Raw genomic sequence first — 25,656 nt, 5'->3', positions numbered from 1 at the left:
CCGGTGTCCGGAGAGGCAGCGCCGCAGGCTGCTAATTCGCTGCGTAAGCAATTAGATAGTACTGGCGGTTTCAGGCTGTTGCGTGCTTTATTCCACTCACCTGCGGAAGCAAAAGACGGCAGACTGTATGAAGAACATCTTCACACAGTCTGCCATTTATATTGTATAAACTTCCCCTGCCCCACCCCACTTGAGCCATTGGAAGGCTCTTAGACTCATCACCAACCAAAAGAGAGAAACACGAAAACAAGGCCTATCTTCCCCATAAGCCCTTCCCGCTCGCCATGATTTGTTTTCCGTCAATCCAGACATTGGGCTCTGTGACCAGGCCGTCAAGGTGAACGCCGGCGCTGATGGTTCCTCCGAAAGTATCGTTGCTGCCAAAGGCAACGTGGATGGTTCCGTACACTTTTTCGTCTTCCAAAATGATACCGGTAATCCTCGCCTTGTCATTGGTGCCAATGCCGAACTCACCGAGCAGCCGGCCATCCTGTTCACCTAATTTAGTCAGCAGCAACTCACTGACCTCCCCTTCCGCCGCGACCAGCCGCCCGTCTTTGATTGTCAGGAGCAAGGGGGAAGCCAGCTTGCCAATGCCGGCAAACGAACCGTCAATCACAACCTGGCCGTTGGCCGTCCCTTCCAGCGGCGCGATGTATGCTTCGCCGGAAGGCAGGTTGCCTGACTCCCCCGGGTTAAGATATACCCCTGTACTGGCTATTCCATTCCGGCCGGCAATAGAAAATTCAAGAACATAGCCCTGTTTTTCAATCCGCACTTCCCTGCCCTGGGTCAGGATGCCGGTCACGGTTTCGGTTATCGCTTTCACCTGACTGTAATCAGCGGTAATGGCTCCGGCCATAAACATCTCCGGGGTAATTCCCGGCATAGTCGCTACCCGGGCGCCGGCAGCCGCAGCTTTTTTTCGCGCCTGGGTGTGAGTCAGAGATTGCTGGGTGATCGCAACAACCACGTGAGCTGCCGCCATGGCGGCGGCAATGGCGGCCGGCGGCTCCTGCCCCGGCTTTTCTCTGGCCTGCATTACTGCCAGCATGGCCTCGGAGCCTAACTCTTTGCCGGCCTGAAACAGAGCATCAGCTAAAGTCCTTTTTGTTTCATCAGCAACAATGAGCAGACTTTCCCCCGGTTTTACTCCCAGACAATTTTTCAGGATATTTACACTCACAGAGACTAATTTTTCCTGCATTTCATTCTCTCCAATCCTGTTGACAGCAGCAACCCCTACGGATAAATAAACTGTAGTATAGGCTTGCCGACAATTGTTTCAATAGGCTGCAGCAGCTTCTTGTTTTTCATAGTCGTACTTAATATCAGGTTTTCTTGGGGCGCCATAATCACCGCTACTTCCTGGCCTTGTTCAATCGACGCCGAAACCATAGGCCTGGCGGTTTTCGCATCCAGCGTCATGATTAAATCTGGAAAGGTGGCCATGCGCTCGCCGTTTAACTCCAGTGTCATATACTCGTTCCAGAAGGATAATTCGTATTTATCTTCAATCAGCACCTTACCGACGTCAAAGCCGCCGGTCGTTTCCATGGAAAAGGCAGTGATCCGGCCGGTGGTGACTACTTCGCCGCCCAGTTTGGCAACTACAGCCGCAATGGCCGCTTCACCGCGATGGCTTAAAAGAGCTTCCCCCACCGCCATGGCCTGCTGCACCGCGCCGGGCGCGCCATTTTGCCTGGCATAGCCTGCTGTTACCGGATTGCGGGCCACTGCCACAAGACCGCCTGCTTCCACAGAAGCCTGGCGCACCAGGGATGCCGCTTTATCCAGTGCCCCGGCAATACATAATTCAATGTAGCGTTCCCCTTTGCCGCCGACCGCAGCCTGATAGGACACATAGCCGACCTGCTCCGATAGATTGAGTGAACCCATAAGACCGGTCGGGTGAGCCCGTCCGTTGCAGGGGCAGTCAATCACCGGCAGACCGCTGACCGCGGCCTGAAACCAGCCGTTAACCGTAGTCCCCGCCCCATTTTCATTGGTGGTAATCCCCTTTATAGGCTGAGGCAGTTGCCGGCGCAGCAATTCCAGCGCTTTGGCATAATACATCGGCTTGACAAAGCGTTCCTTCGCCCCGGGTGCGCCGACCAGGGAAACCGCCACCAATACGTCCTCATCAGCCAGTTCATCCGCCGTAAGCAGCTCCGGCAGACCAATCTCCAAAGCTAGGCGGCCGATCTGCAAGCCGTCTTCGAGCCAGCCGCCCCCGCCACAGCCCAGTACTGCGCCCCCATACACCGCGAATTCAACACTTTGCTGATCCAATACAATTTTAGCCATAAAAAAGTCTCCTTAACCGTCGCCCAAAAAGCAAGAAGCTCCTAAAGTGCCATACGTTTAGGGCTTCTGACTTTTTATTGCACATTATGCGAACAATTCAGCAACCGCGCGTGCGGCCACCGTACGCGGCAGGACCGCCGGCACACCGGTAATCCGGGTAACTTCGTTTCTCATGGACTGATTAAACCCAATACAATCCATAACAATTAACTCGGCTCCCCAATCCTTTAAGGCGTCAGCCGCCTGCCAGATCTTAGCCTCCGCCGCGTAGGGCGATGCTGGCCGGGCTTGTACCGCTGCCACACCGGCGGCAGCCCAGCGTTTTGTCACTTGCGGCACCTGATCAGCATCCGGTGTAATAATGCCCAGTTTCTTGCCGCCGGCCACCGCCTGAATAAAATTGGTAAGCAAGAGTTGCGGGTACAGTAAGGGCTTAGGACAGGAAAAAGCAGGAAACTCACCGCTGCATAGCATCACTATTCCTGCGGCCCCTTCCTTCACCAGTCTGTCAATTTGAGCCTGCAGCCGCTCTAATATATATTTCTCGGCAATCTTCACCGCTCTGCCGTCAGATAGTCTGGTTACCAGCACATAGTCACCCGCGGTTGGCGCCAAAGCAGTAATCTCTTCGTAAGTAAGTCCGTCAAGAGCGCCGCCTTCCACCAGCTCAATATTACCCATTAGCTGCAAAATTTCGGGTACAACATCCGTGCGGGGGGATTGCCCAATGGTAACCGCCCCTATTTTTTTACCCATTGCAAATTTTCTCCTTTCTGGACGCGCCAGGCGCAGGCCCGGTGCACTCCGCAGCCAGCAGCCTTACCGGGCGTACACTCGGCAAGACTGTTTGCCTGGCCGCTTGTCGCTGTTTGTTTCAAGGTCAAAACCAGTTTCACAATTTTTTCGATCTCTGTTTCCCGTCCGGCCACGACCATAGTCAACGCCCCTTCGGCGCCGTCAATGCCGCCGGAACCGATGACACAGCACTCCACATCGGCCAGCAGCCTGATAGCGTCGGGCTCTGTTACCAACTCGCCGATAATTGGCGCCAGCCCTACCGCCATCCCCATCGACCAGTCCATGGACTGCATCCCGGCAGACCGCACCGCGTTGTCAATTGATGTGGGAATTAGTTTTTCCAGGCCGCAGGCGATAATGATTTTGCAGCCCTGAGCCATAAGTCCGGCCAAACCGCAACCCGGCATGCCGCCAAGCGGACTGCCGAACATCATCGCCGCCCGGCCGGTGCTGTCTATGGCGTTGGCGCCAATAATGGCGATGTCTGTTTTGCCGAGACTTTGCACTGCTTCACTAAAGCAAGTGTCCATGCTTATCAGTTGCCCGTGCGCAAGTACCGCACTATGGGCACCGCCTTCCCGCTGGGCAGACGCCTTGGCCCCGCGGGGACTAATCCTGCCGGAAATGCGCAGCATTTCACCTGTCAGCCGCTCTAAGACTGCCGAGACCGTTGTGCCGCCCTTTAGCAAAATTCTGCCGCCGGCCAGGGCGCTTTGCACATCCGCCCGCCGGCAAATAGCCTCCGCAATCAGGCGTTTGCCCTCGGCCACCGTTAATGTAATCTGCGCCTGCATCAGGCCTTATTCCCTGCAGTCTGAATATGACGCATGGAGCCGTAAAGTGACTGAATCGCGGCAAACTCCTGCGCATCATAAAAATGACACATTCCCTGAGTAAAAGCTTTACCCACCTCGATCGCAAACCGGACAGCCAGCTCAATATCAATCAATTGGGATGCGCCGGTGGCGCAACCGGGAACAGCGGTTTCCGCGGTAATGGCCACCCCGACAACCGGAGCGGCAGTGGCTACCGCCGGCTGCATAATACTGTTTAGATGGAAAAGTCCGTTACCATAGGGGGTGATATCCTGGGTGGTAATAGGAAATACCGCCGGCAGTCTGCCGGTAACAATCTGCATGATGTCGAGAAGATCTTCACTGGTGCGTAAAATATAACCTTCTTTGACGGTGGGTGATATCGCAAACCCTCTGGTGTTGATAACCCGGTTGCCCTTGGTTGTGTCAATCGACAAAATGGCATCCATATCCGGATCAATTTCGTAGAAATTCATATCCTTAATCTCAACCGGCGAGTCCATGAAGGGAACCGGACTGTGCGGACGGGTCGGCGCATCCGGACAGATATGGGTGGCAATGATAACATCACCCAGCAAAAAATCTCCTTTTTGCTGCATCCTGCCTAGTTTCATAGCCGTAGCCACCGCGGCCAGCGCGCCATCACCATCGGAAACAAAACCAATCCGTTCCGGTCTGGCCCCCAGTCCCCCCAGACGGCCGATCACCCCAAGAGTGGGGGCCGGACCGCCTTTCAGCTTGCCTTTGCTGCCGGCAATCCGCGCCCGGATAAAGTCGGTACTGCCTTTTTTCCCTTTCACCTGTGTCACCGTGACATCACTAATGCCTGCAGCCTTTATCAACTCGACAGCGCTCTTTCCACTAACTGACGCGCTGTCAAAAACCTCATACGCTTCCAATACTTGTTTTAATGCCATGTTCGTTCCCCCTGTTCTGATTTCGGCGGCGCGCCAATCCTTAAAGCGCGCCGCACCTTATAACTGCAAACTTATTTCCATTTAGCCCGAAAAGCAGAATCCACAAAACTGTAAATAGCATCACCGGCAATAAAACCTGCGGCCATAATGGTCATCGGGGTTTCCGCCTCCTGCCCCTTGAGTCTGATAAGAATAATCCGGATGATAATGCCGGCCAGGACGGCATAGCCGGCATTGGGATTCAAAATCAAAAGGCCGGTAGCCAGCATGATACCCATTTGCCGGGAAGATCCGCCGAGAAGCTGGATAATTGCGCCCGGAACTGCCCAGATCAGCAGATTCTGGATAACGCTGGCATCGATGCCGGCTTTAATGGTTGCCACAAAAACACGGTCAACCGGCGGTACAAGATTTTGGCTGAAATATACCTTATAGAACAGCAGCACCATGATAAGGGCCACAATCGAGCCGGTTACCGCCGCCAAAATCTGCTGCCAGCGGCCTTCCATCTCACCGGCATGGTCCATACCGCGCCGCAGCATCCAGCCTGCTTTCAGATCATAGCCGGCATCGGCAAACGCCGGACCGCCGGAGGCGATAAACCCGACCAGCAAAGCCAGCGCAACCGGCGGAAAGCCGATTATAATACCAATCACAAGGAAAATTAAGGTTGTTGCGAAGGCGGGAAACCAACCGGCATGCATCGCCGACAAGCCAACAATCAGCTCCGCCATAATACAGGACACTGCCGCAAACAGTATCCACCCCAGCATTTGCCCCGGCGCCATCAGGGTATATAAACCTCCCATAGCCGCTAAGATAACAGCAGCCGCTACATAGAGGGCAAAGCCTTTGGCCAGGCCCCTGCCGACTTCGCGGTCATCGCGGGTATAATCATTGCTGGTAGCAGCCGCACTTTCCGTCGCGTTTTTCCGCCCCTTAACCAGTATGGCGATAATTTGCAGACCGGCCACTAAACCGGCGCCAATCATCATGCCGTGCGGAATATATAACTTATTGATATCAATGCCGAAAATACTTGTTGAATAGCCGCGGATAATAAGTCCGGCTCCGAACATGGACAGCGCCCAGATATTACCGATAAAGGCGACCCCCAGCGCGGACATGGGAATTTTCAAATACGATCCGGCCAGTCCGATAATCGATCCCCACAGGAGGAACTTGGCCCGCTTACCGCCCTCATCGCCGGCATAAATGGCTTCGGCGGCCGCCACTCCCGGCGGCCAGGCGGCAGAACCGGGAAATATCCGCGAATCAAAAAACCAGTACAGCATGGCGGTGTCAATGAGCATCCCCATTGTCGCCCCGATTAACATCGGAATAATCATGTCAGGCATGCCAAATAAATAGGGTATGCCGATGGGTAACAGCAACGAATTAGCGGCCGCAAACGTGGAGCAGGAAATATTGGACTGCGCCAGATTCTGCCGGTGAATGGAACGATACCTGGAAAAAATGCTTCCCGGCAGGCGGGAAAGTCCGATTGCCACCAGCACGCCGATTAAGGCGGTGTTAGGAGTTACCCCCAGTGTTGTGATGATTTGCATACCGATAATGGCACCCAAAACAGCCAGCACAATATTTAAAATGAATACCGTTGGTTCAAAGGCCCGCGGGTGCTTATCATCCCTGCTGTGATCCATCTGTCAGCCACCCCTTCTTTCTCCTCTAGCTTTTAGAATATACTGCGCCATCAGACCGCCGGCCTGTACGGCATCAACCACTTGGCAGCCAAGACTTTCGGTAATAGCGTCAGCCATGCCAATTGTCGTATAGCCTGTACAGGCCAGTAAAATGACTTGCGCTTTTTGGTTAAGCAGCGTTTGCGCCGCCGCCAGCGCCGCCGCTTTATTGGTCAGCAACTCGGTCGTATTACGGACGCCCTGTGGACTGGCCTCGGCTACTAACCGGCTGCCAAGCATTGCCACTATCCCGGTCGGCGTCGGGCCTGTCAGGTTCAAAACTCCAATTTGCCCGCTTATGGCCATGCCCACAGCCGCCAGGGCAGACCCGGCGCCAATGACCGGCAGTTTACAGGCGGCCCTTGCTTCTTCCAGGCCGGGATCGGCTGCACAACTGATTAAGACGGCCTTGGCCCCTTCCCGCTCGGCTTGTTGGGCAAGCCGCACAATTTTAGGTATGGCCTGCTCCCGGGTGGCGTCATTGTATACACCCTGATATTGATCCGGAATACAATAACTTTTGGTTTCCAGGCCAAATGTCGCTGTAATAATACGGCCATGCTGCTGCAGCAGGCCATCATCCTCGCTAGTTAATACACGAATTACCGCCAGCATAATCTTCCCTCCCCCAATGTTACTATTATGATACCCGATCAGAATACAAACGTCTTCATCCAATGCGCATAAAAAACAGACCGTTTTTTTGTACGGTCTGAATAAATTACCTTTTTCCTTTTAGCAATGCGCGAACATTCACGGCCAGCCACAGGGTAAAGCGTTCCTCCGGCGGGGACAGGTCAAGACCCAGGATCTGTTCAATGCGCTGCAGCCGGTAGCGCAAAGTATTGCGGTGAATAAACAGCTTCTCCGCAGTCTCTACCGAATTCCCCTGACACTCCAGGAAGACCTTCAACGTGTTGATCAGTTCTTCCCTGTTCTTTACGGCAGGACAATCCAGTTGTCCTAACTTCGCATCATAAAAACGCTCCAGCGGCTGTCCCAGCTGCCCAAGCAGCGAATAGATCTCTACGTCTTCCCAAAAAGCAATTCTGCCTTCTCCCTGCATTTTCCGCGTTAGTTTTATAGCACTTCTTACTTCCTGATACTGGGGAGCGATCGCCAGTGGATCATCAATCAAGGAACTAATACCGATGGACACCGTAACGTCCTGGCACTCTTCACTCACTTTTTTTTGGATATTCTGGGCTAACTGCTGCAATATCGCGCGCATAGCTCCCTGACCGTTGCTGCCGTGATCATGCAGGGGGGCCGGCATGATTACGACCACACTGTCGCTTCGCTGCACTACCAGTGCACGCCAGTCTATCCGGTGCACGCAATTGCTGACAATAGATGCCAGTTGATTTTTTAGCCAAGCGGCGCTTTCTTCATCATTCAGCTGCGTCCGTTCAATAAAGCCGGAAAAATTATCAATGTCAATGATGATTATGATTTGCTTTTTATTCAAGGAAAGTCCCAGTGCTTCCGCCCTGCCGAATGCCAGTTCCTTCGACTTAAACGCACCTGATATTAAATCTTCCAGCAAATCACGCTGATAGCTTTTCTGCGCCTGGACAACCGCTTCTTCCTTCACCAGCTGCACAGCAGCTACCGTGATGGCATGTTCGATGGCAATGCTGTGCAGATCGGTTAACGGCTCCTGCAAATCTACCAGAATGTAACCATAGCGGCGTTGCCGGACATGGATGGGAAAGAAGGCAAACGTCCGCTTGCCGCTTGCGGCCCAGCCAATAATCGTATTGCTTAACCCGGCATGCCGAGTATTCTCTACCTCATCGGGAAAAAACTGATAAAATACCGTACATTCCTTTCCCGCCCTTGCCAAATACTGCATTTCGGCATTGCAGATAATAACATCGTGCTCTATCAGCTCGGCCAATGTTTCCGCCACCGGTGTCAGGCTGTTGGCCTCCAGCGAGATCCGGGTCATCTTGTGGCGGACCTCTTCCGAATATTGCAACTGTAACGATTGAACGTTAATAATGGCCGTCATTACCGGCAGGGTTATATCCATAAAGGATACATTGTTAGGAATATTAAGCAAGGGAATATTCATCTCATCGGCCAGTTGACACATCTCAGGCGGTACCGTGCCGATAAACCGGCCAAATTTAACCGCCAGTACCGCACTGTTAGCCTGCGCCATCACTCGGATAATATTGAGTTGCGCCTCAGCATTGTCTTTCACCGCATAGCAAGTTGTTACCACTAATTCATGGGGGCGCAGCCAGCCTGAAGAATCGGGAACCTCCAGAACATCCACACATTGAATTGTCCTGTCAAGGCCGCCATGTCCTGCAAGCAAAACTGCCTGACTCAAACCACCGATGCTTAGTGCCTGCCGGACCGTTATTGCCATCCGTCTACCGCCTTTCCCACTGTTCTATCGGTTCGGGACCGGTTGTGCCTCCTTATACCAATAGATAACTGATACTCTATACTGCAACAGTTTGAGATTTTCTTTTTATATAAAGTACTGATAATTATCTCAATTGTCTCCCGGGACGCTTGCGAATCTGTAACGCAACCCCTGCCCTTCTTATTTTTTACTCATTTAACTGCATAAACTGTAATATAGCATTCGTTACTAAACTCATATCTCCTTGTAGTAACCGCTACGTAAACAGGACATTTTTTTGAGAACTTCCCGCGTTGATTCCACTAAATTTTCCTGTAAACGGACTTCCTGACGGCCGTTAAGCACAACGCTGAAACAAAACGCGAGGCCGGGAAGGAAAATAGTGGATAAAATCGAATATTGTCAAAGATAATGTATTGAACGTTTGGCGGGTCCATTGGAGATGATGAGATTTGAGCAAAGAGAGTCATGGGCTGGGACGGAAACTTCGCAGGCTAAACCAGGCAATCCCTTCGAACCACTCTCGCAAGCGGCAACCGTCAGAATTTGCCGCAATCAGGCATCTTTACGAGCTCAGTACCTGTCCGGTCAGCCCTGGCAATTTAAACGAGGTAATGGCGGAAGTTCTCAGCACCGCGATCACTTTGTCAGGAGCCGATATGGGCGCCATACAGCTCTGGGATGAGCAGTCCGGCACACTCAAAATAAGTGTCCACAAAGGCTTTCACCCGCACTTCCTGGATTTCTTCACCAACGCCTGCACTGACTACTGTGATCGTACGCCCTGCGGCGTGGCGTATGAAAAGCGACAACGGGTGCTTATCGAGGATGTGAGAAAAAGTCCTGTTTTCATAGGTACACCCGCCCTTGCGGTCTTACTGGAGGCGGGTGTAATGGCCATTCAGTCCACACCGTTAATCAGCCGGGATGGGCTGCTTGTGGGCATGCTGAGCACCCACTACCGGCAAACCATCCGGCAGGATAAGCTCAACTTACATTTCATCGATCTACTGGCTTGCCAGGCGGCCGACATCCTTGTCCAGGCTCAGGCTGAGGCGGCCCTCCGGGCGAGCGAGGAAAAATACCGTCTGCTGTTCGAGTCAATGTACGAAGGCTTTGTGCTGATGAAGATAATTTATTCCGAATCCGGCGAGGTCCTCGACATGCTAATTCTCGACGTTAATCCTGCCTATGAGTGGCAAACCGGCCGTAAACGTGAAGAAGTCCTAAATAGAAGAGTGCTCGATTTTTCCACTCCGGTAAACCCTGCCTGGTTCGAAAAGTACAAGCAGGTCGCCAGTACCGGGCAGCCGTTAACCTTCGAAGAATACGCCGCATCTTTGGATCGTTGGATGCTGGTGAGCGCCTACAGCCCTGCCCCAGGTATAATTGCCACTACCTTCACGGATATCACTGCCTGCAAAAGAGCGGAAATAGCCCTGAAAGAGAGCGTGGGGGAATATCGCCTCTTATCGGAAGAGCTGCGCCAGCATCGTAATAATCTTAAAAAGCTCGTGGAAGAGCGGACGGAAGAACTGAAACGCAGCGAACGCCAGTACCGGACACTAATCGAAAATATCCCCATGGGAATATCACGCTACGATACAGAATTACGCTATATGTATGCGGCATCGCACTGGGAGGACACTATAGGGTTCAACGCCGCGCTGCTTAAAGGGAAAACCTGGCGGGAAATTGGTATTTCTGAGGAGGTTTACCGGCCGTGGCAGGAAAAATTCCACCAAGCCCTGCATACCCGCCGCGTAGTGGAATTCGAAACCCAGTACCCAAGCTTAGACGGAAGCATCAAGGATTACCGTATCCATGCCATCCCGGAACTTGATGAGCAGGGGCGAGTGGAATCTTTGTTGAGCGTATTGGAGGATATCACGGAAAGAAAAAAAATAGATGCCGAATTGCAGCGGCTCGATCGCCTGAACACGGTCGGCGAGATGGCGGCAGCCATTGGCCATGAAGTTCGCAACCCATTAACTACGGTGCGCGGCTACCTGCAGATATTCCAGCGCAAAGCAGAGATTGACAAATACCGCGAACAATTTGCAATCATGATTGAAGAACTCGACCGCGCCAATGCCATCATAACCGACTTCTTGTCTTTGGCAAAAAACAGAGCAATAGAACTGAAATTGTATAATTTAAACGATGTGATCAGCGCGCTGCAACCGCTCCTGCAAGCAGAAGCGCTGCGCACCGGGCATAAACTAAAAATAAATTTGCGTGCTATTCCCAATTTCTGCATGGATGAAAAGGAGATCCGCCAGCTTCTCCTGAACTTAGCCCGCAACGGCTTCGAGGCCATGGAGCCTGGCAAGACGCTGGTAATCGAAACCGGTGTGGATAGTGACGGCGCAGTACTGAGTATCAGTGACAACGGCCCGGGGATATCACCGGAGATACTGGACAAATTAGGGACTCCCTTTCTGACGACCAAAGCTACCGGAACCGGACTGGGCCTGGCAGTCTGCTACCGCATCGCCGACCGGCATAACGCCAGAATAACGGTTGAGACTTCGTGCAGCGGGACGAAGTTCACAGTCAGCTTTGGGCTGTAGGTGTCTGTTCTCACCGGCTAACAGTAATACATACATAGATAAAAAACAGCCATAGCTTCAGTTTGAGTTATGACTGTTTTTGTATTTATTTTTACAATTAATGTATTAGAGTTATAAACTACCCTTGAAAGGAAACCAACGAGCAGTCTTTATACGCCCTGTCAACAGTCCAATTCCCGTTTTGCCTATTGCCCGCTTTCACTTCTCCAACTTCCCGCAGCAAGCGGGCAAAAATTTCGCGCACAGACAATATTTCACCAATTTTATGTATGTATTCTCCTGAAAATACCAAACCAGTATCGACCTCTCCCTGCTGAGCCCGAATTAGTGCATCAACAATACAAAAATTCCTTGTACAATGTTTTAAGCAGTTTCGGCAATGCTCTGGTGCCGGAACATATCCCTCGGCAAGTTTTTTTACAAAAGGGTTTTGTATAGACCTTCCTGGCAATCCAAGTGGACTATCAATTAAAAGTATATCTTTCCACTGAGCCCGTAAATAAAATTCCTTTAAAGCGGGTGCACCGTTTGCCTCTTCACTGGCGGCAAAACGAGTTCCCATTTGAACACCATCAGCCCCCAGATTGATCATGTCGACAATATCTTTCCCGTTCATAATGCCGCCGGCTGCTACAACAGGTATATTTACGGATTGCTTAATCGCCGGAAAAATTGTTCTAATTGATTGATTTGTCCCCAAATGTCCACCTGCTTCTTTTCCCTCAACGATAATAGCAGTAGCGCCTAGGACTTCTGAGAGTTTTGCGCCTTTAACACTGGAGACAATCGGAACTATAGGCGTGCCGGCTTTCTCCCCTAATTTAAAAACTTCACGCGAAAATCCCGCACCTGCTACTACCAAATCAATTCCTTCTTCAATTGCAATCTTTACTAAATCAGAGAATACTTGAGAAGCTACCAATACATTAATCCCAATGATGCCGCTGGTCAAGGAACGCGCCAAACGAATCTCTGCCCGCAACTCTTCAAAGCTCATGCAGGTCGCTGCAATTAATCCAACGCCACCCTCTTCAGCAACTGCGGCAGCCAGTCTCGCAGTAGAAATGCGAACCGCCATTCCACCTTGTATAATTGGAACTTTTGCTATATGTGATCCAATTTTTAGCTCATTTAATTTCAAAAGTCTCCCCCATTTGTTACTCGCCTAATTTATTTTATAACAACACTATCCTCGACAGAACTAGGACGCTATGCTGTATAAATTAAGCCAAGCACCACTACACGTAATTTTAAAATCCACTCAGCAGGATATATCAATAGACCATATGTAAAAATAGCCATAACTTACTTTTTTTAGTAAGCTATGGCTATTTTCTCTACCTGAAATAATATTTCCTGCTATATTTTTACATATCATAACAGAAAGTTCACTGTTAGCTGTGTTATGAATACCGCCCGCTCTACCTCAAGCCTCCCTATACTGAATTAAAAAATCCAGGGAGTGCTGTGCTAATTTCATTCCACCCGTCCCGCCTTACTTGACGACTGGATTCAGCCCACCCCGCCAATACCCGGTAACCGCCGCCGCAATGCAGTCTGCCGTTGAGCCAAACCAGCACTGCACATCCCCAACCCCGCTTAAACATTTGGCCTGTTTGGCCGAGTTGGTGGCCGCCACCTTAGCGCTCCGGGGCATAAACCGCCCCTGTACCGGGCAGGTGTCACTCATGAGCACCCCGCCCGCCCCGCTGATGATGCAGGTGTAGCCATTGTGGTCGGCCATGGATTTAACCGCCCGGGGCGTAAAAATCCACAGGCCGGCATTGCTGCTTATCTTTTTGCCGGCCAGCAGGCGGCAGATCTCCCCCAGCTCTTCCAGGGCACAATGGGGACAGCCGAGTATGACCAGGTCTACATTGCTGTCCTCTGCGCCGGCATTCAACATGTCATAGGCCAGCATGCGCTCGACTCTGCCGAAGCGCAGTACATCCAGCGGCTCTCCGCCGCCGAAAGCGTCGTCCAGGCTGCAGACTTCGGCTGTAATGCCGGGAATATGGAACAGCCCGATACCGTCCGACAGTGACGCTGCCGCACTCAAATGTTTGAGTCTAACCAGGTTAGGCGACTGGCGTATGCCGTTAAAGACAGGTATTCCCGCCGCCACCAGCTGCGCGGTGTAAAAGCCCAGGAGTCCCCAATCCAGGGCACTCTCTACTGCGCACACGACATTGACGAGATGGGTCCCTAGCCGTTTTTCCGGCAGGTGCAGACCCCAACAGGGAATCCGTCCGGCGAGCATGGCGGCCAGGGTGCTTTTGTCACTCTCCCGGTTGGTGCGGGCCCCCAGCACCGAGTTGATGTACACCGCGGCGGCAGACCCCGCCCAGGCGCAATGCTCCCCTTTTACCGGCACATTGCTTGCCAGATAAGGAGCACAGGTACATAACCGCTGGATGCCGGCGGATACGTTTAAGACCTCCCGGTCTGCATGGGCCTCGTATTGCGCCTGCGTCGCCCCCTGTAGCTGCCAGTATTCAGAGTCCAGCGAGGTAGCCAGTTGACAGGCCAGCAGCCTGACCGCCGGCAACGCAAGCGTCTCCGGACCGTCCAGACCGAATTCACAGACCAGAGGCCATATAGCCGTCCATTCACCGCATACATTATTGGTAGCAACCAATTTTTCCGCCCCCACCGCCTCACCATAACGGACAAGCAATTCCATGGCTTTTTGCCTGACCTTGCCCGCGTCCCCGGCTAACATAGCTTTTTCGGCATCGGTTAGCTTCACGTTACTCGCCTCCTTTCCTGGTATTGCATTGCAGGGTTAATCCCCCAAAAACGGCCCTCCAGCCTTCAGAGGTTTACGTTCTTTTATTATTGCGCTATAATGGAAATGGATGGTTCTGGAAACTTCTTTTTCTCCTGTTGCGCGCCAACGCATACAGGAACAACAAATGCCTATAATTCACTGCTCTGATCAAATATGAAGCCCTTGATCAACTTTCTATCTGTTTGATCAAGTTATTACGGCGTACAATTTGCAATACTATGATTGAATACCTTCTCCTGCCCATTTCACCCTTTCACAAATTTATTTTAATGCAAAAGCGTTACCTTTGTCAATGTTTTTGCATTAATTTTCTCTGTTGATTTGTACTTCAATTGCTTTTAGCGTTAACTGGAGGCTATAAGATGATGAATACCGCCGAACGCATTATTCAGTTGCGATCCATGAAAAATTACACAACCAACAAACTTGCTCAACTCGCCGGCATTGGCCAGGCCACTTTACGGGATATTGAGATCGGTAAAAAGAACCCCAATATTACCACCTTGGAAAAAATTTGCCAGGCCCTTGATATATCATTGGCCGAATTCTTCACAGAACCCCAGCCCAACCCGGTTATCCGGGAAGAGAATGAAAAATACGAGCTGCCTGATGAAGTGAAAAAGGAAATTGCATTAATTGAGGAATTTGTGCTTTATAAGCATGGAATTAAGAAGGCGGGAGGCAAAAATTAAAGGTTATGGCTCAGTAATCGGCAATAAGAGTATAAATATGAGCGCTATAAAAAGTAACGCCTAAAGCAGTCGGATCTTATCCTATTGCTTTAGGCGTTACTTTTCTACCCCATAGCTGCTGTTAATATATCTGCAACATCTTTTTCACTAACCGTTCGCGGATTAAACGGCAACCGTCCATAGGTCATAGTATTTTTAATGATGGCCGGGAAGTCGCTCTCTTTTACACCGACCTCCTTTAGTGTCTGAGGAATACCCAAATCTTTTACTATTAGCTTAACTGCAGCTACCGAACGGTACGCCGCATCCCGCAGCGGCATATCCAGTACATTTTCACCGAGGGCTATGGCAATTTCTCTGAACTTTTCCATATTGGCCATGACATTGAACTCCATGACATAGGGGAGCATCAGGGCATTGGCGACTCCATGCGGCACATGATACATCGCCCCCAAACAATGCGCTATCCCATGGACGGCCCCCAGACCGGCCTGAGCAAAACCCACACCGGCTGCCAGGCTTGCCAGCGCCATTTTGCCTCTGGTCTCCACGTCGCGGCCATTAGCTACCGCTTTCCGAATGTTCTCGCCGATCAGCCGAATCGCATGTAAGCACATAGCATCTGACAGCGGCTCCGCATCAAGCGAAACAAAAGCCTCTATAGCATGACATAAAGCATCCATCCCTGTCGCGGCCGTCAGTGTGGGCGGCATGCTTACTTGCAAAGCAGGGTCAATAATCGCCAATTTAGGCATCATGGAGTCGTGGGCTATGCCAATTTTTTCGCCAGCCTCCCTGTCGGTTACGACTCCGAAGGAAGTTACTTCGCTGCCCGTACCGGCGGTAGTCGGAATACAAATCACGGGTACGGCGGGCTTGTCAACACTGCGCACTTTACGCATGTAGTCTCTTACCGATCCCTCATTGTTTTGAAGCATGCAGGCCAGCTTGGCAGTGTCCATCGGGCTCCCGCCCCCCAAGGCAACGGCAATATCCGCACCAAACTCTTTCATAATAGCGGCTACTCCGTCAATTGTTGAAATACTGGGATCAGCCTCAACATCGGAAAATACTTTGACCTTAAGGCCAGCATCTTTGATTGAATCAATGAGCATCGGAAAAGCGGCTGAATGTTCCACCATAAAGGAATCAGTCACAAAAAAAACTTTACTGGCGTTAAGCTGCTTACATTCCATACCAAGTCTTTTAGCAACGCCTTCACCATATAAGATCTTAGTATATAATCTAAAAATAAATTCTTTCATGATCAATCTCCTCATTATCACATTATATATATATTTGATAGACGCTTATCCCCTGTCAGCATCATCAATACCTGCATAACAGCTTTTTTCACGACTACTAGCAAATTTTCGTTTCTTTGCTTGCCAGAAAACCGCCAAAGCCAAAATCCCGCCACATATTCCAAACAGAGCGGCAATTAGAAACGCTGTAGCGTAATCACCTTCGGTTTCTTTGATTGCCGCTGCCAAACGAGGACCCACAAAACCGGCAATTGAGTACCCCGTAATTAAAATTCCGTAATTCAATCCAAGGTTTTTCATGCCAAACATATCTGCTGCTATAGAAGGATATATACCTATTAGGCCGCCGTAGCACAGAACAATCGCCGAAACCGCCAAAGCAAATGAACTAAAACTGCCGACGTTGGTCATAGCCAGCATCGTTATGGCTAGAAGACTGAATAGGGCAATCAAAACCGGATATCGACCGAATTGATCCGACATATAGCCCCAAAATATTCGCCCGCAGGTATTAGCTAAAGCCATTATACTGACCGTTAAAGCTGCGGTTGCCGCCGACAATTTTAAAATATCCTGGGCAATTGACGCCACATGTCCGATAATCATTAAGCCGCATGATGTCCCCAGAAAATACATCAGCCACAAAATATAAAATACCGGATCGGTAAGCATTTCCCGCCAGGTCTTGTCCTCTCTCCCGTTTTTATTTAAGGCCGGCGAATCCTGCCCCTTCAGCTCCCAGCCAACAGGTTTATAATCGCTAGACGGACGTTCTACAAAAATAGACGAACAAACGATAATTACCATATAGACTATTCCAAGAACGCGAAACGCTGAAAGAACCCCGTAGCTTTGGATCAGCACATTGCCAAACGGCCCCCACGCAACCGCACCGAGCCCCATGGAGGCTGCGATCAGTCCGCCAGCTAAACCCTTTTTATCGGGAAACCATTTCACCGTATTTGCCATCGCACAGGCATATACAGTCCCGTCGCCCAATCCCGCCAGCACGCCGTAGGTCAGGTACAGCCATCCTAGCGACGTAGTAAATCCGGATGCTATAATACCTGCGCCAAATAAAAGGCCTCCTGTCATTAAAACAAATCTGGGGCCGTATTGGTCTTGAAGCTTTCCTGCAATAACCATAGCTATCGGCATCATGATAATGTGCAGTGTAAATGCCAGCGAAGCGTCACTTAGAGACCAGTTGAACATATTTATTAATGGTTTCTGAAACACACTCCAGGCATAAGAAGCGCCAATACAAAAATCGCAAAGCGCACTCGCAAACAAAATTCCCCAGCGACTAACCATCCTATGCTTCATGTTTAAACTCCTCTTTGCATTGCCATAAAATCGGGCGTCCTAACCCTCCTGATCAGCTATACTGCAACCTAGTCTTTAATTAGCCTCCTTCGTTATAATCATATATTATATCATATATGATTATAACGGAATACATTCTGGATTTCAACCTATTTTTAACTTACCGGTTGATTAATTTCTTAATGATTTTCTATAATAGCTTTACGTAAAAAAAAACACCTGCTGCGGCGAAATAGCCGGCAACAGGCAATTAACAAAGTAGACTTAGCTTCAGATGGGTTTTTAACCCCACCTGAAGTTTAGTCGCCCTTATCCAGGAACTTAGCCGCACTTATCTCCCGCTTATAGAAGCAGGAGTCTTAGTGCGGGTTAGTTACAGGATTAAATACCAAAATAACTCTGCTATGTTAAAACTTTGACTGTCTTAAATAGTCCTTCTTTCTTTCTTGGATGGCTTTTATCGTATTCATTCTATGCGTACGGACAAACGCCTCAATTTCTTCCCCGGAAGCTTTATTCTTAAACATTTCAACTAGTTTTTCGTGCTCTTCATGCGATGACTTAATCCGCTTGGGTATAAACAGGAAAATGGTTCTCCTGGTTTGGGTCAGGCGTTGCCACGCTTGCTGAATAAGTTCTTGTAAATAAGCATTCCCGCACTGCCCCATAATTATTGCATGAAATTCGTGATTTAGCCTGCCGTATTCCTCAAAGTCCAGATCATTAATAGCAATTTTGCTGTCTGCATTAATCTTCTCTAATTTTTTGATAGTATCACGTGACAAGGCGAAGGCGCCTGTAGCAGTCGCATATGCTTCAAGAATCGCTAGCACAACCATTACTTGCGAAAATTCTTCTTCATTGAAGCTTTGAACAACAGGACCAATATTTTGTTTATAAGTAACCAGCCCGTCCGCCTCCAGCTGCCTTAGAGCTTCTCGAACAGGTATATGACTTATTGCCAACTCTTTAGCAATCTGGTCAATGACAATACGATCCCCCGGCTCGTATACGCCCTGTAAAATTCGTGCATGAATAACTTTAAAAGCATATTCTGTTTTACTTATATTTTTTGTATTATCTTTTTTCATATCATATATTATGATATTTAAATCTTACGGCATTGTCAAATGCAAAATCGTTATAATTTATAAATTAACAGCTCCAGGCGCAGGAGGTTGACAAGATTATTAAAATCATATATTGTTTAATATATGATTAATTGTAAACTAGTCGGCTAATTTAAAAAAAATGTATCGGAGGTTATAAAAAATGTCTGGAATATCACAAGAACAAATGTATGAATGCGCCAAACGTACTATGGCAGCAGAGGATGCACATCAGGCCATTCCGCAGCTGATTCACACGTTCCCGCACTTAACATTTGATGAAGCATATGCAATCCAGGATATTCGCACAAAACTTCGTATTGAACAAGGTTTTAGAGCCATCGGCTATAAGATGGGGCTTACCAGCAAAGCTAAGCAGCAAATGCTTGGCCGTACCGAACCCACTTTTGGAAGATTATTTGATTACATGCCGCTGGGTGAAAATGAGCCTTTGGAATTTAAAAAACATATCCAGCCTAAAGTGGAAACCGAAATTGCTTTCGTCATGAAAGAGTCGTTACACGGCCCGGATATCGACATGGATGCGGCCTTGAAGGCAACAGACTATATTGTTGCCTCCTTGGAAATTATCGACAGCAGATACATTGACTTCAAATTTTCATCGCAAGACGGTATTGCAGACAATATTTCTGCATCGCGTATCAAACTTGGCAATATAAGACTTTCCCCATATGAAACAAATTTGGCGGAACTGGGAATAAAAATCAATATTAATGACATAGATACCGCCAATGGAAAAGGATCAGCCGTTTTAGATCACCCTGCCAATGCTATCATCATGCTGGTAAAAATGTTGCACCGGGAGGGAAAATTCCTGGAAGCAGGCCAAATTGTCATGACCGGAGCAGTTACCGCAGCATACAAGCTGTCTGTCGGCGATAAAGTCACAGCAACTTTTGATGCACTAGGAAAGCTGCCTTTAGCTGTAGTCTAGCCGGTCTTTCCGTTGAGAGAAATCAACGCCTCACATTATTAGCCTTTATAAAAGCAATTCTGCCGGTCCTCAATACTGGCATTCCGTCAGAAAGGTACTGGAACCCCTTAACAGGTTTCCAGTACCTTTCTTTTTACCTTGGAAATGAACTGTCATAATCATAATCTTCATCAGTCGCTAGAGCTTAAATGTATTGACAGCGTTCTGCAAATCCTCCGCTAACTTAGCCAAAGCTTGGCTGGATGACGCAATCTCTTCCATAGAAGCAGATTGTTCTTCCGTGGCGGCGGAAATATTTTGGGCCTGGCTGCCAATTTCCCGGCTAACAGCGTCGACTTCCTCCACCGCATTCAGTACTTGGCCGCTAACTGCCACTAACTGGGATAATTCCTCTGCTGTCCCTTGAACGATCACCGCTACTTCCTTTACTTGCTCCATAATGTCAGTAAAAGCCCCGCCCGCCTGATCAACTACTTCCGTACCTTTTTTTACTTCTGCTGTTCCTGCTTGCATGGCAGAAACGGCTGTATCTGTTTTGGCCTGAATGTCTTCGACAAGCGAAGTTATCTGTTTTGCCGCTTTCTGGGAATCCTCCGCGAGTTTTCGCACCTCTTCCGCAACAACGGCAAAACCCCGGCCGTGTTCACCTGCCCGGGCGGCTTCTATTGCGGCGTTGAGCGCCAATAGGTTTGTCTGCCCCGCAATACTCCCTATCGTTTCGACGATCCGGCCGATCTCTTTGGAACGTTCCCCCAACTCCCCCACAATTTTGGCCGAATTCTCTACTGTAAGCTGAATCTTATCCATCTGCCTGATTGCGGTATCCACTGCCTCGTTCCCGCCGGTTGCTGCTCCGACTGCCTTCTTGGTAATATCAACGGCGTCATTCGCGTTATTCGCTCCTTGCTGGGCTCTTCCTGTAATTTGTTCGACCAGGCTTAACGCTTTAGTGACAGCAATTGATTGTCTCTCCGTTCCCTGGGCAGTTTGAGCGATCGACACCGCTACTTGGTTAGCCGCCTGTGCCGATTGTTCCGCACTGGCGGTGAGTTCTTCCGATGATGCGGCAACCTGTTCCGTTGCTCCCAGAATTCGCTGGACCAATTTGCGCAGATTATCTGTCATCTGTACGAAACTTTGTCCCAGATTGCCAATCTCATCCTTAGACACAATGTCGAGCTTTGTCAACTTAATATCACCTTGCGCCACCTTATCGGCTGCTGATTCTATCTCCCGAATGGGTTTGGCGATGCGTCGCGCATACCAGGCAATAAACCCTGCCGCAATCACCAAAACGACGACAATCGTAAACAGCGAGATGCTTTTGAGTACAGCAACACTATCGGTAATCTCATTAACAGGCACGGTTATCCCCAACGACCAATTAACACCGGGTACGGGCGCAAAGGCTGTGAGTTTTTCGTTTTTTTGCAGGTCGAAATAGCGGGCAAGTCCTGCTTCGCCTTTTATCATATTGGTTATCAGTTCTTTTTGTTTATCATCGGCTTTGTTATCATTCAGGATATTCTGTTTGAAAACAACCTCTTTATCCGGATGGATAATAAACAGGCCATCCCCCTGAACCACAAAGGCGTAGCCTGTTTGACCCACCTTTAGTTCCAGAATCCGTTTGGCCAGATCCTCCATATTGATCGTCCCGTATAATACCCCGATGATCTTCCCATCAGCTTTTACGGGTATTTCTACCGCAGTAACCATATGGCCTGTCGACTTGGAAATGATAGGGTTGGTAATCACCGTCTCGCCTCTTATTGCTCTTTGAAAGGCTTCCCGGTCTGCCAGGCTCCCGGTAGCACCGGCGGAATTATAGAACAAACCTGACGGAGCTGCAAAGCCAATAGCCTCATAGACCTTATTGCTTCTTACTGCATCCGCCATATATGGCACCATTGCTTCCGGATTTCCACTGCGAACGATTGGTGCACAGGACATCATCGTTAATTCCATCTTCCGCGCTTCGAGCCAGGCGCCTACATCTTCACTTGAATTATTCGCCAACACTGAAACATTTTGCGTAATGTTCTCGAACAATAGCTCTTTAGCTTTCCAATAGTTAAGACCCCCTAAAGCGGTAAGCGCTACTAAAAATAGGAGTAGAAAAGTAGCTGTAAGCTTTGCCTGTATGCTATTCATAAATTTTCTCCTTTCGCTTGCATATTGTCGCATACATTAATAATTGAGCACCTCCAAAAGAGTTATATAATATCCACTGTAAAGATATATGATATTTTTGCTACATCATATATCTTTCGATAATTTTCTTTAAATTCCTGCATTAATATCCATTTTTTCTAACTTATATCAGCTTCTTTAATTAGTCTGACCTAAAAAAAATCCGAGACAAGAATGTCTCCGGATCGTTAATGAGCATGAATATATTAGGAGTCTTCATATTAGCTAAAATCGGATTTATTTTGACTACAATTTTTATGTTCCGATACCAATCCCATCATTATAATTACAGCACTTACCCCAATACCAACAAACAGCGGATCTATTGATAAATTCAGAATTATCGTCCCGATTATTGCTATTACTGTACTTAAAACCATGGAGGAAACTGCCCACCCGGACGTCAACCTGCCTGGGAAAAATATAGCTAAAGTAAGCGGCAGTAAAATACCTGCACCCCGCAAAGTCATAGACATATAATTCCAACCTAGCACCTGTGAGTTTAAATTTATTATGGCTATAATAGAAGCGATAAATATCACTAGCAGTACGGTCATGCGATTTACCCACAATACAGTTTTGTTGGCTGTAATATGCAGCAAATCATAGCAAAAATCCTTTGAAACCATTGTACCAATCCCGAGTGCCAGTCCACCAATCGACCCGACAAGGGATAACAATATCCCCGCAATCCCTACACCGCCCAGCCAGGCAGGCTGATATTGGAGCAGATACGTTGGCAAAACTAAAATTGGTAAAACCTCGGGATGCGTAGCATGCATAAACATCGCAATCGCTATCGATGGCAGCCCAACAGGAATTACCACCAACGCAGCTGTAAACGCGCCTACGGCTGCTGTGCGTGAATCCGAAGCGGAAAAAATAGCTTGAATATAAGTTTGTGTACAAAGAATACCAACAATAAGAGAAAAAAGATTGCCAAGACCTGCCCAAATGCCCTTGCCAAAAAGGCTAAACCATGGCAGCGAGGGAAAAATCACCTCAAAATTGGTCATACCTTGCAGATCGACAAATGCCACCCCGCCTGCCGCAAACAAGGTTACCCAAATAATAATAAGTTTCATCAGCCCAGAAACTCCGGCGCCTTTCATCCCGCCAAAAAAAACGTAAGCAACGACCAAGAGCATAAGAATCACTGCGGCAAACCATTCCGTAATCCCGAATAGCGCCGCTATAATCATGATTCCAGGCAAACAGCTCGCTACAGCACTAAACAAAATACCAATGGATGAAATCGCACCGGCCAACGGCCCCGCCATTTTTCCGTAATTAAGCACAAGATACTGTGGAATTGTTTCCAGTCCAGTCCTGCGCAGGGGGCGTGCATAAAACAAACCCATCAAAATAAAGGCTATTCCTGATCCTAACGTGAACCACCACGCCGTAAATCCCAGCGTGAATGCCAATTGCGCCGTTCCGATTGTAGCGCCGCCGCCAACAACCGTACCGGCAATACTTCCCGCAATCAATGTCACACCTGATGACCGGCCCGCTAAACTATATCCTTCCGCCGACTTTACCTTGCGTGCCGAGTACATACCGCTCCCAATTACAAGTATAATAGTAATGACCAAACTGACCAAATGTACATGAGTAAGTTCCAAGCAATCACCATCCTACTCAGGTTGCTGTAAATGTTTCTCGCTGCTTATCCTTCATTGCTTGTTAGATATTTCGTGCCACTTCAAAAGCATCCCAAATAGCATACATAATATTGGACACATTACGGGCATCACCCAATAGATATAACTCCGGCACATCGTTTTGAATCTCATAATACAGGCTGTTATCCGCAGTATAGCCTACAGAAAGGATCACCGAATCCGCACTAATCTCCTTCTCTACTCCTTCCTTGACCACAATCAACCCGCCTGACGTTGCTTTAACCGCCTTTGAGGCAGTATAAATATCAACTTTATAAAACCGGAGTAAGTCTTTCAGCATTTGACTGTTGGCATAGCATAACGGTGCACCGATACTTAAGATATCATCCATAGCTTCCACAATGGTTACTTGTTTCCCTTGCTTAGCAAGCATTAGCGCCGTCTCGCATCCCACCAGTCCACCGCCAACAATTACAGTTGAGCTTCCGGTAGTTTTTTTGCCGGTCAGAACATCAGCCGCCAAATATACCTTTTCATTATTGCCAAGGTTGAATATTCTGGGACTGGAGCCTGTGGCGATGATTACTGAGTCAGCTCTTGTATCACGTACCATCTTACCTGTAACTGCGGTATTATAATGGATTTTTATTTTCAGCCCTTCCAGTTCTTGCTTAAACCACGCAACTAAGGCCCAATCGTCTTCCTTAAAATCGGGAGCGCCCCCTGGGATTAAATTACCGCCCAATTGACTGCTTTTCTCAAACAGCTCCACTTCATGGCCACGTTCGGCCAGCACTCGTGCAGCTTCACAACCTGCTACTCCGCCGCCTACAACCACCACTTTTTTCTTACGAACGGCCGGAATCAGTGCGTACTCTTTCTCTCTGCCAGCCGCCGGATTGACCGCGCACGAAATAGTGAGAAAAGCTTTAAGCCTGCCCATGCATGCTTCCTGACAGGATAAGCAAGGCCGGATCTTCGCCATTTTGCCGGTACGAATTTTATTAACAATATGCGGATCAGCCAAAAGTGGCCTGCCTAACCCAATCAGATCCGTCTGTTTCCGGGTGATTGCGTTGCTGGCCAAATCGGGATTATCCAGTCGACCGGCAGTAATAACAGGAATATTTACGATTTTCTTGAGTTCTTCATTGAATGGAAGAGCCAAGCCCTTTTCCTGATACATGGGTGGATGACTCCAATACCAGGAGTCGTAGCTGCCGACATCGGAATCAAGCGCGTCATACCCGGCCTTTTCCAACATTTTTGCAATTTCCAATCCTTCCGGGAGATCACGTCCTTTTTCTAGAAAGATTTCACCAGGAACAGCACCCTGATTAAGCTCTTTAATGAAGCTTTTGGGACTATAGCGCATAATAACCGGAAAATCAGCCCCGCAAGCTTGCTTAATACCTTGTACAATTTCCACTGCAAAGCGTATTCTATTTTCAATACTGCCGCCATATTCGTCGGTCCGGGTGTTGAATAAGGCCATAGCAAACTGATCAATAAGATAGCCCTCATGCATCGCATGAATTTCAACACCGTCAAAGCCTGCTCGTTTAGCAATTGCAGCGGCATCGATCATTTTCTGAATAATCGTCTTTACTTCTGCAGTACTCAATTGCCGGCACATCAGGCCATTGATCCAGCGATGAGGAATAATAGAAGGTCCGATCGGCTCTTCGCCGGGCTTTACCCTATTAGAAACCCGGCCAAAACCAGCCGATATCTGCAGGAATATTTTGGAATCATAGGCATGTACCCGTTCAGTCAAAGTTCGCGCCATGCGTACAAACATAACGGGATTATCAGTTGGGCACGGCATCGCGCCCTTATTGTGATTTTCAACCTCATTTTCCACAAAATTCATACCTGTAATGATTAACCCTACGCCGCCCCTGGCGCGTTCAACATAATATTCAATACCACGTTCATTAAAAGCTCCATCGCTATCGCACAATCCTGCTGGCCCCATCGGCGCCATGACAAATCTATTTCTAATTAGGCATTTGCCGATCATAATCGGCTCAAACAGGTTACTATATTTATTTTGCTTCAATACAATCCCTCTTTATCTTTAATAACGCTTACTCCAAACAGTAAGCCGCCAATCAGTAGAATGGGTGTGAATAATTAGGAACCATGTTCCAAGTCCATTTGAAAGAAGTCCAAAAAAATCTCCTATCATACATTTCTTAAAACAT

General features: G+C 48.7%; 19 protein-coding genes. 3 read left to right on the top strand and 16 right to left on the bottom strand.

Annotation, left to right across the window (positions count from 1 at the left end; all coding sequences use genetic code 11):
- Positions 1 to 253 precede the first annotated feature (253 nt).
- The 8 genes from SATMO3_RS06770 to SATMO3_RS06735 all read right to left on the bottom strand — a co-directional run bounded on the left by SATMO3_RS06770 (position 254) and on the right by SATMO3_RS06735 (position 8,920).
- Positions 254 to 1,207 (bottom strand): aminopeptidase, encoded by a 954-nt coding sequence (locus SATMO3_RS06770; RefSeq protein WP_371379288.1) that lies wholly within the window; start codon positions 1,205 to 1,207, stop codon positions 254 to 256.
- 35 nt (positions 1,208 to 1,242) lie between these two features.
- Positions 1,243 to 2,307, bottom strand: coding sequence for a DUF917 domain-containing protein (locus tag SATMO3_RS06765; RefSeq protein WP_371379285.1), 1,065 nt, complete (start codon positions 2,305 to 2,307; stop codon positions 1,243 to 1,245).
- Positions 2,308 to 2,391: 84 nt separating this feature from the next.
- Positions 2,392 to 3,063: an AroM family protein gene (locus SATMO3_RS06760; protein WP_371379283.1), complete on the bottom strand. Its 672-nt coding sequence runs from the start codon at positions 3,061 to 3,063 to the stop codon at positions 2,392 to 2,394.
- Positions 3,048 to 3,899, bottom strand: coding sequence for a hypothetical protein (locus SATMO3_RS06755; RefSeq protein ID WP_371379280.1), 852 nt, complete (start codon positions 3,897 to 3,899; stop codon positions 3,048 to 3,050). Before SATMO3_RS06755 ends, SATMO3_RS06760 begins: the two co-directional genes overlap by 16 nt.
- On the bottom strand, positions 3,899 to 4,837 hold the full coding sequence (locus tag SATMO3_RS06750) for a DUF1177 domain-containing protein (RefSeq protein WP_371379277.1): 939 nt from the start codon (positions 4,835 to 4,837) through the stop codon (positions 3,899 to 3,901). The genes SATMO3_RS06755 and SATMO3_RS06750 overlap by 1 nt, the downstream gene beginning before the upstream one ends.
- A gap of 71 nt (positions 4,838 to 4,908) precedes the next feature.
- The gene (locus SATMO3_RS06745; protein WP_371379275.1) at positions 4,909 to 6,501 is read right to left on the bottom strand and encodes an OPT/YSL family transporter; all 1,593 of its coding nucleotides are present in this window, start codon (positions 6,499 to 6,501) and stop codon (positions 4,909 to 4,911) included.
- Between the two features lie 3 nt (positions 6,502 to 6,504).
- Positions 6,505 to 7,155 carry an AroM family protein gene (locus SATMO3_RS06740; protein WP_371379272.1) on the bottom strand — a complete coding sequence of 217 codons (651 nt, stop codon included), beginning with the start codon at positions 7,153 to 7,155 and terminating at the stop codon, positions 6,505 to 6,507.
- Between the two features lie 106 nt (positions 7,156 to 7,261).
- The gene (locus tag SATMO3_RS06735; protein WP_371379270.1) at positions 7,262 to 8,920 is read right to left on the bottom strand and encodes a PucR family transcriptional regulator; all 1,659 of its coding nucleotides are present in this window, start codon (positions 8,918 to 8,920) and stop codon (positions 7,262 to 7,264) included.
- Positions 8,921 to 9,372: 452 nt separating this feature from the next.
- Between SATMO3_RS06735 and SATMO3_RS06730 the strand changes: the two genes are divergently transcribed.
- Positions 9,373 to 11,493, top strand: coding sequence for an ATP-binding protein (locus SATMO3_RS06730; protein WP_371379267.1), 2,121 nt, complete (start codon positions 9,373 to 9,375; stop codon positions 11,491 to 11,493).
- 118 nt (positions 11,494 to 11,611) lie between these two features.
- Here SATMO3_RS06730 and SATMO3_RS06725 read toward each other — a convergent pair whose 3' ends face one another.
- Together SATMO3_RS06725 and SATMO3_RS06720 are read right to left on the bottom strand one after the other, a co-directional pair.
- Positions 11,612 to 12,634 carry an NAD(P)H-dependent flavin oxidoreductase gene (locus SATMO3_RS06725; protein ID WP_371379266.1) on the bottom strand — a complete coding sequence of 341 codons (1,023 nt, stop codon included), beginning with the start codon at positions 12,632 to 12,634 and terminating at the stop codon, positions 11,612 to 11,614.
- Positions 12,635 to 12,988: 354 nt separating this feature from the next.
- The gene (locus SATMO3_RS06720; RefSeq protein WP_371379263.1) at positions 12,989 to 14,242 is read right to left on the bottom strand and encodes an aconitase X; all 1,254 of its coding nucleotides are present in this window, start codon (positions 14,240 to 14,242) and stop codon (positions 12,989 to 12,991) included.
- A gap of 404 nt (positions 14,243 to 14,646) precedes the next feature.
- Between SATMO3_RS06720 and SATMO3_RS06715 the strand changes: the two genes are divergently transcribed.
- Positions 14,647 to 14,976, top strand: coding sequence for a helix-turn-helix domain-containing protein (locus tag SATMO3_RS06715; protein ID WP_371379260.1), 330 nt, complete (start codon positions 14,647 to 14,649; stop codon positions 14,974 to 14,976).
- A 104-nt stretch (positions 14,977 to 15,080) separates the two neighbouring features.
- Here the strand turns inward: SATMO3_RS06715 and SATMO3_RS06710 are convergent, their stop codons facing one another.
- From SATMO3_RS06710 to SATMO3_RS06700, 3 genes are all read right to left on the bottom strand, one after another.
- Positions 15,081 to 16,241: an iron-containing alcohol dehydrogenase gene (locus SATMO3_RS06710; RefSeq protein ID WP_371379257.1), complete on the bottom strand. Its 1,161-nt coding sequence runs from the start codon at positions 16,239 to 16,241 to the stop codon at positions 15,081 to 15,083.
- Positions 16,242 to 16,286: 45 nt separating this feature from the next.
- The gene (locus tag SATMO3_RS06705; protein WP_371379254.1) at positions 16,287 to 17,567 is read right to left on the bottom strand and encodes an OFA family MFS transporter; all 1,281 of its coding nucleotides are present in this window, start codon (positions 17,565 to 17,567) and stop codon (positions 16,287 to 16,289) included.
- 407 nt (positions 17,568 to 17,974) lie between these two features.
- Complete coding sequence (locus SATMO3_RS06700; RefSeq protein WP_371379252.1) at positions 17,975 to 18,658, bottom strand: GntR family transcriptional regulator; 684 nt, start codon at positions 18,656 to 18,658, stop codon at positions 17,975 to 17,977.
- 181 nt (positions 18,659 to 18,839) lie between these two features.
- On the opposite strand from SATMO3_RS06700, the gene SATMO3_RS06695 reads away from it, so the two are divergent.
- Positions 18,840 to 19,631: a 2-keto-4-pentenoate hydratase gene (locus SATMO3_RS06695; RefSeq protein ID WP_371379249.1), complete on the top strand. Its 792-nt coding sequence runs from the start codon at positions 18,840 to 18,842 to the stop codon at positions 19,629 to 19,631.
- Positions 19,632 to 19,808: 177 nt separating this feature from the next.
- On the opposite strand, the gene SATMO3_RS06690 is transcribed toward SATMO3_RS06695, so the two are convergent.
- The 3 genes from SATMO3_RS06690 to SATMO3_RS06680 all read right to left on the bottom strand — a co-directional run bounded on the left by SATMO3_RS06690 (position 19,809) and on the right by SATMO3_RS06680 (position 25,511).
- Entirely contained in the window at positions 19,809 to 21,785 is a 1,977-nt protein-coding gene (locus SATMO3_RS06690) for a methyl-accepting chemotaxis protein (protein WP_371379245.1), read from the bottom strand.
- Positions 21,786 to 22,045: 260 nt separating this feature from the next.
- On the bottom strand, positions 22,046 to 23,449 hold the full coding sequence (locus SATMO3_RS06685) for a sodium:solute symporter (RefSeq protein WP_371379242.1): 1,404 nt from the start codon (positions 23,447 to 23,449) through the stop codon (positions 22,046 to 22,048).
- A 61-nt stretch (positions 23,450 to 23,510) separates the two neighbouring features.
- Positions 23,511 to 25,511, bottom strand: a complete 2,001-nt coding sequence (locus tag SATMO3_RS06680; RefSeq protein ID WP_371379240.1) for an FAD-dependent oxidoreductase — start codon at positions 25,509 to 25,511, stop codon at positions 23,511 to 23,513.
- Positions 25,512 to 25,656: the final 145 nt, after the last annotated feature.

The sequence above is a fragment of the Sporomusa aerivorans genome, assembly GCF_041428895.1.
GTDB lineage: Bacteria > Bacillota > Negativicutes > Sporomusales > Sporomusaceae > Sporomusa > Sporomusa aerivorans.
This window is presented reverse-complemented; position numbering and strand designations above follow the sequence as displayed.

Bases quoted from the DNA above. Each gene is read 5' to 3' on its own strand.
- SATMO3_RS06770 (WP_371379288.1), bottom strand. From the start codon at position 1,207: ATGCAGGAAAAATTAGTCTCTGTGAGTGTAAATATCCTGAAAAATTGT.
- SATMO3_RS06765 (WP_371379285.1), bottom strand. From the start codon at position 2,307: ATGGCTAAAATTGTATTGGATCAGCAAAGTGTTGAATTCGCGGTGTAT.
- SATMO3_RS06760 (WP_371379283.1), bottom strand. From the start codon at position 3,063: ATGGGTAAAAAAATAGGGGCGGTTACCATTGGGCAATCCCCCCGCACG.
- SATMO3_RS06755 (WP_371379280.1), bottom strand. From the start codon at position 3,899: ATGCAGGCGCAGATTACATTAACGGTGGCCGAGGGCAAACGCCTGATT.
- SATMO3_RS06750 (WP_371379277.1), bottom strand. From the start codon at position 4,837: ATGGCATTAAAACAAGTATTGGAAGCGTATGAGGTTTTTGACAGCGCG.
- SATMO3_RS06745 (WP_371379275.1), bottom strand. From the start codon at position 6,501: ATGGATCACAGCAGGGATGATAAGCACCCGCGGGCCTTTGAACCAACG.
- SATMO3_RS06740 (WP_371379272.1), bottom strand. From the start codon at position 7,155: ATGCTGGCGGTAATTCGTGTATTAACTAGCGAGGATGATGGCCTGCTG.
- SATMO3_RS06735 (WP_371379270.1), bottom strand. From the start codon at position 8,920: ATGGCAATAACGGTCCGGCAGGCACTAAGCATCGGTGGTTTGAGTCAG.
- SATMO3_RS06715 (WP_371379260.1), top strand. From the start codon at position 14,647: ATGATGAATACCGCCGAACGCATTATTCAGTTGCGATCCATGAAAAAT.
- SATMO3_RS06710 (WP_371379257.1), bottom strand. From the start codon at position 16,241: ATGAAAGAATTTATTTTTAGATTATATACTAAGATCTTATATGGTGAA.
- SATMO3_RS06705 (WP_371379254.1), bottom strand. From the start codon at position 17,567: ATGAAGCATAGGATGGTTAGTCGCTGGGGAATTTTGTTTGCGAGTGCG.
- SATMO3_RS06700 (WP_371379252.1), bottom strand. From the start codon at position 18,658: ATGAAAAAAGATAATACAAAAAATATAAGTAAAACAGAATATGCTTTT.
- SATMO3_RS06695 (WP_371379249.1), top strand. From the start codon at position 18,840: ATGTCTGGAATATCACAAGAACAAATGTATGAATGCGCCAAACGTACT.
- SATMO3_RS06690 (WP_371379245.1), bottom strand. From the start codon at position 21,785: ATGAATAGCATACAGGCAAAGCTTACAGCTACTTTTCTACTCCTATTT.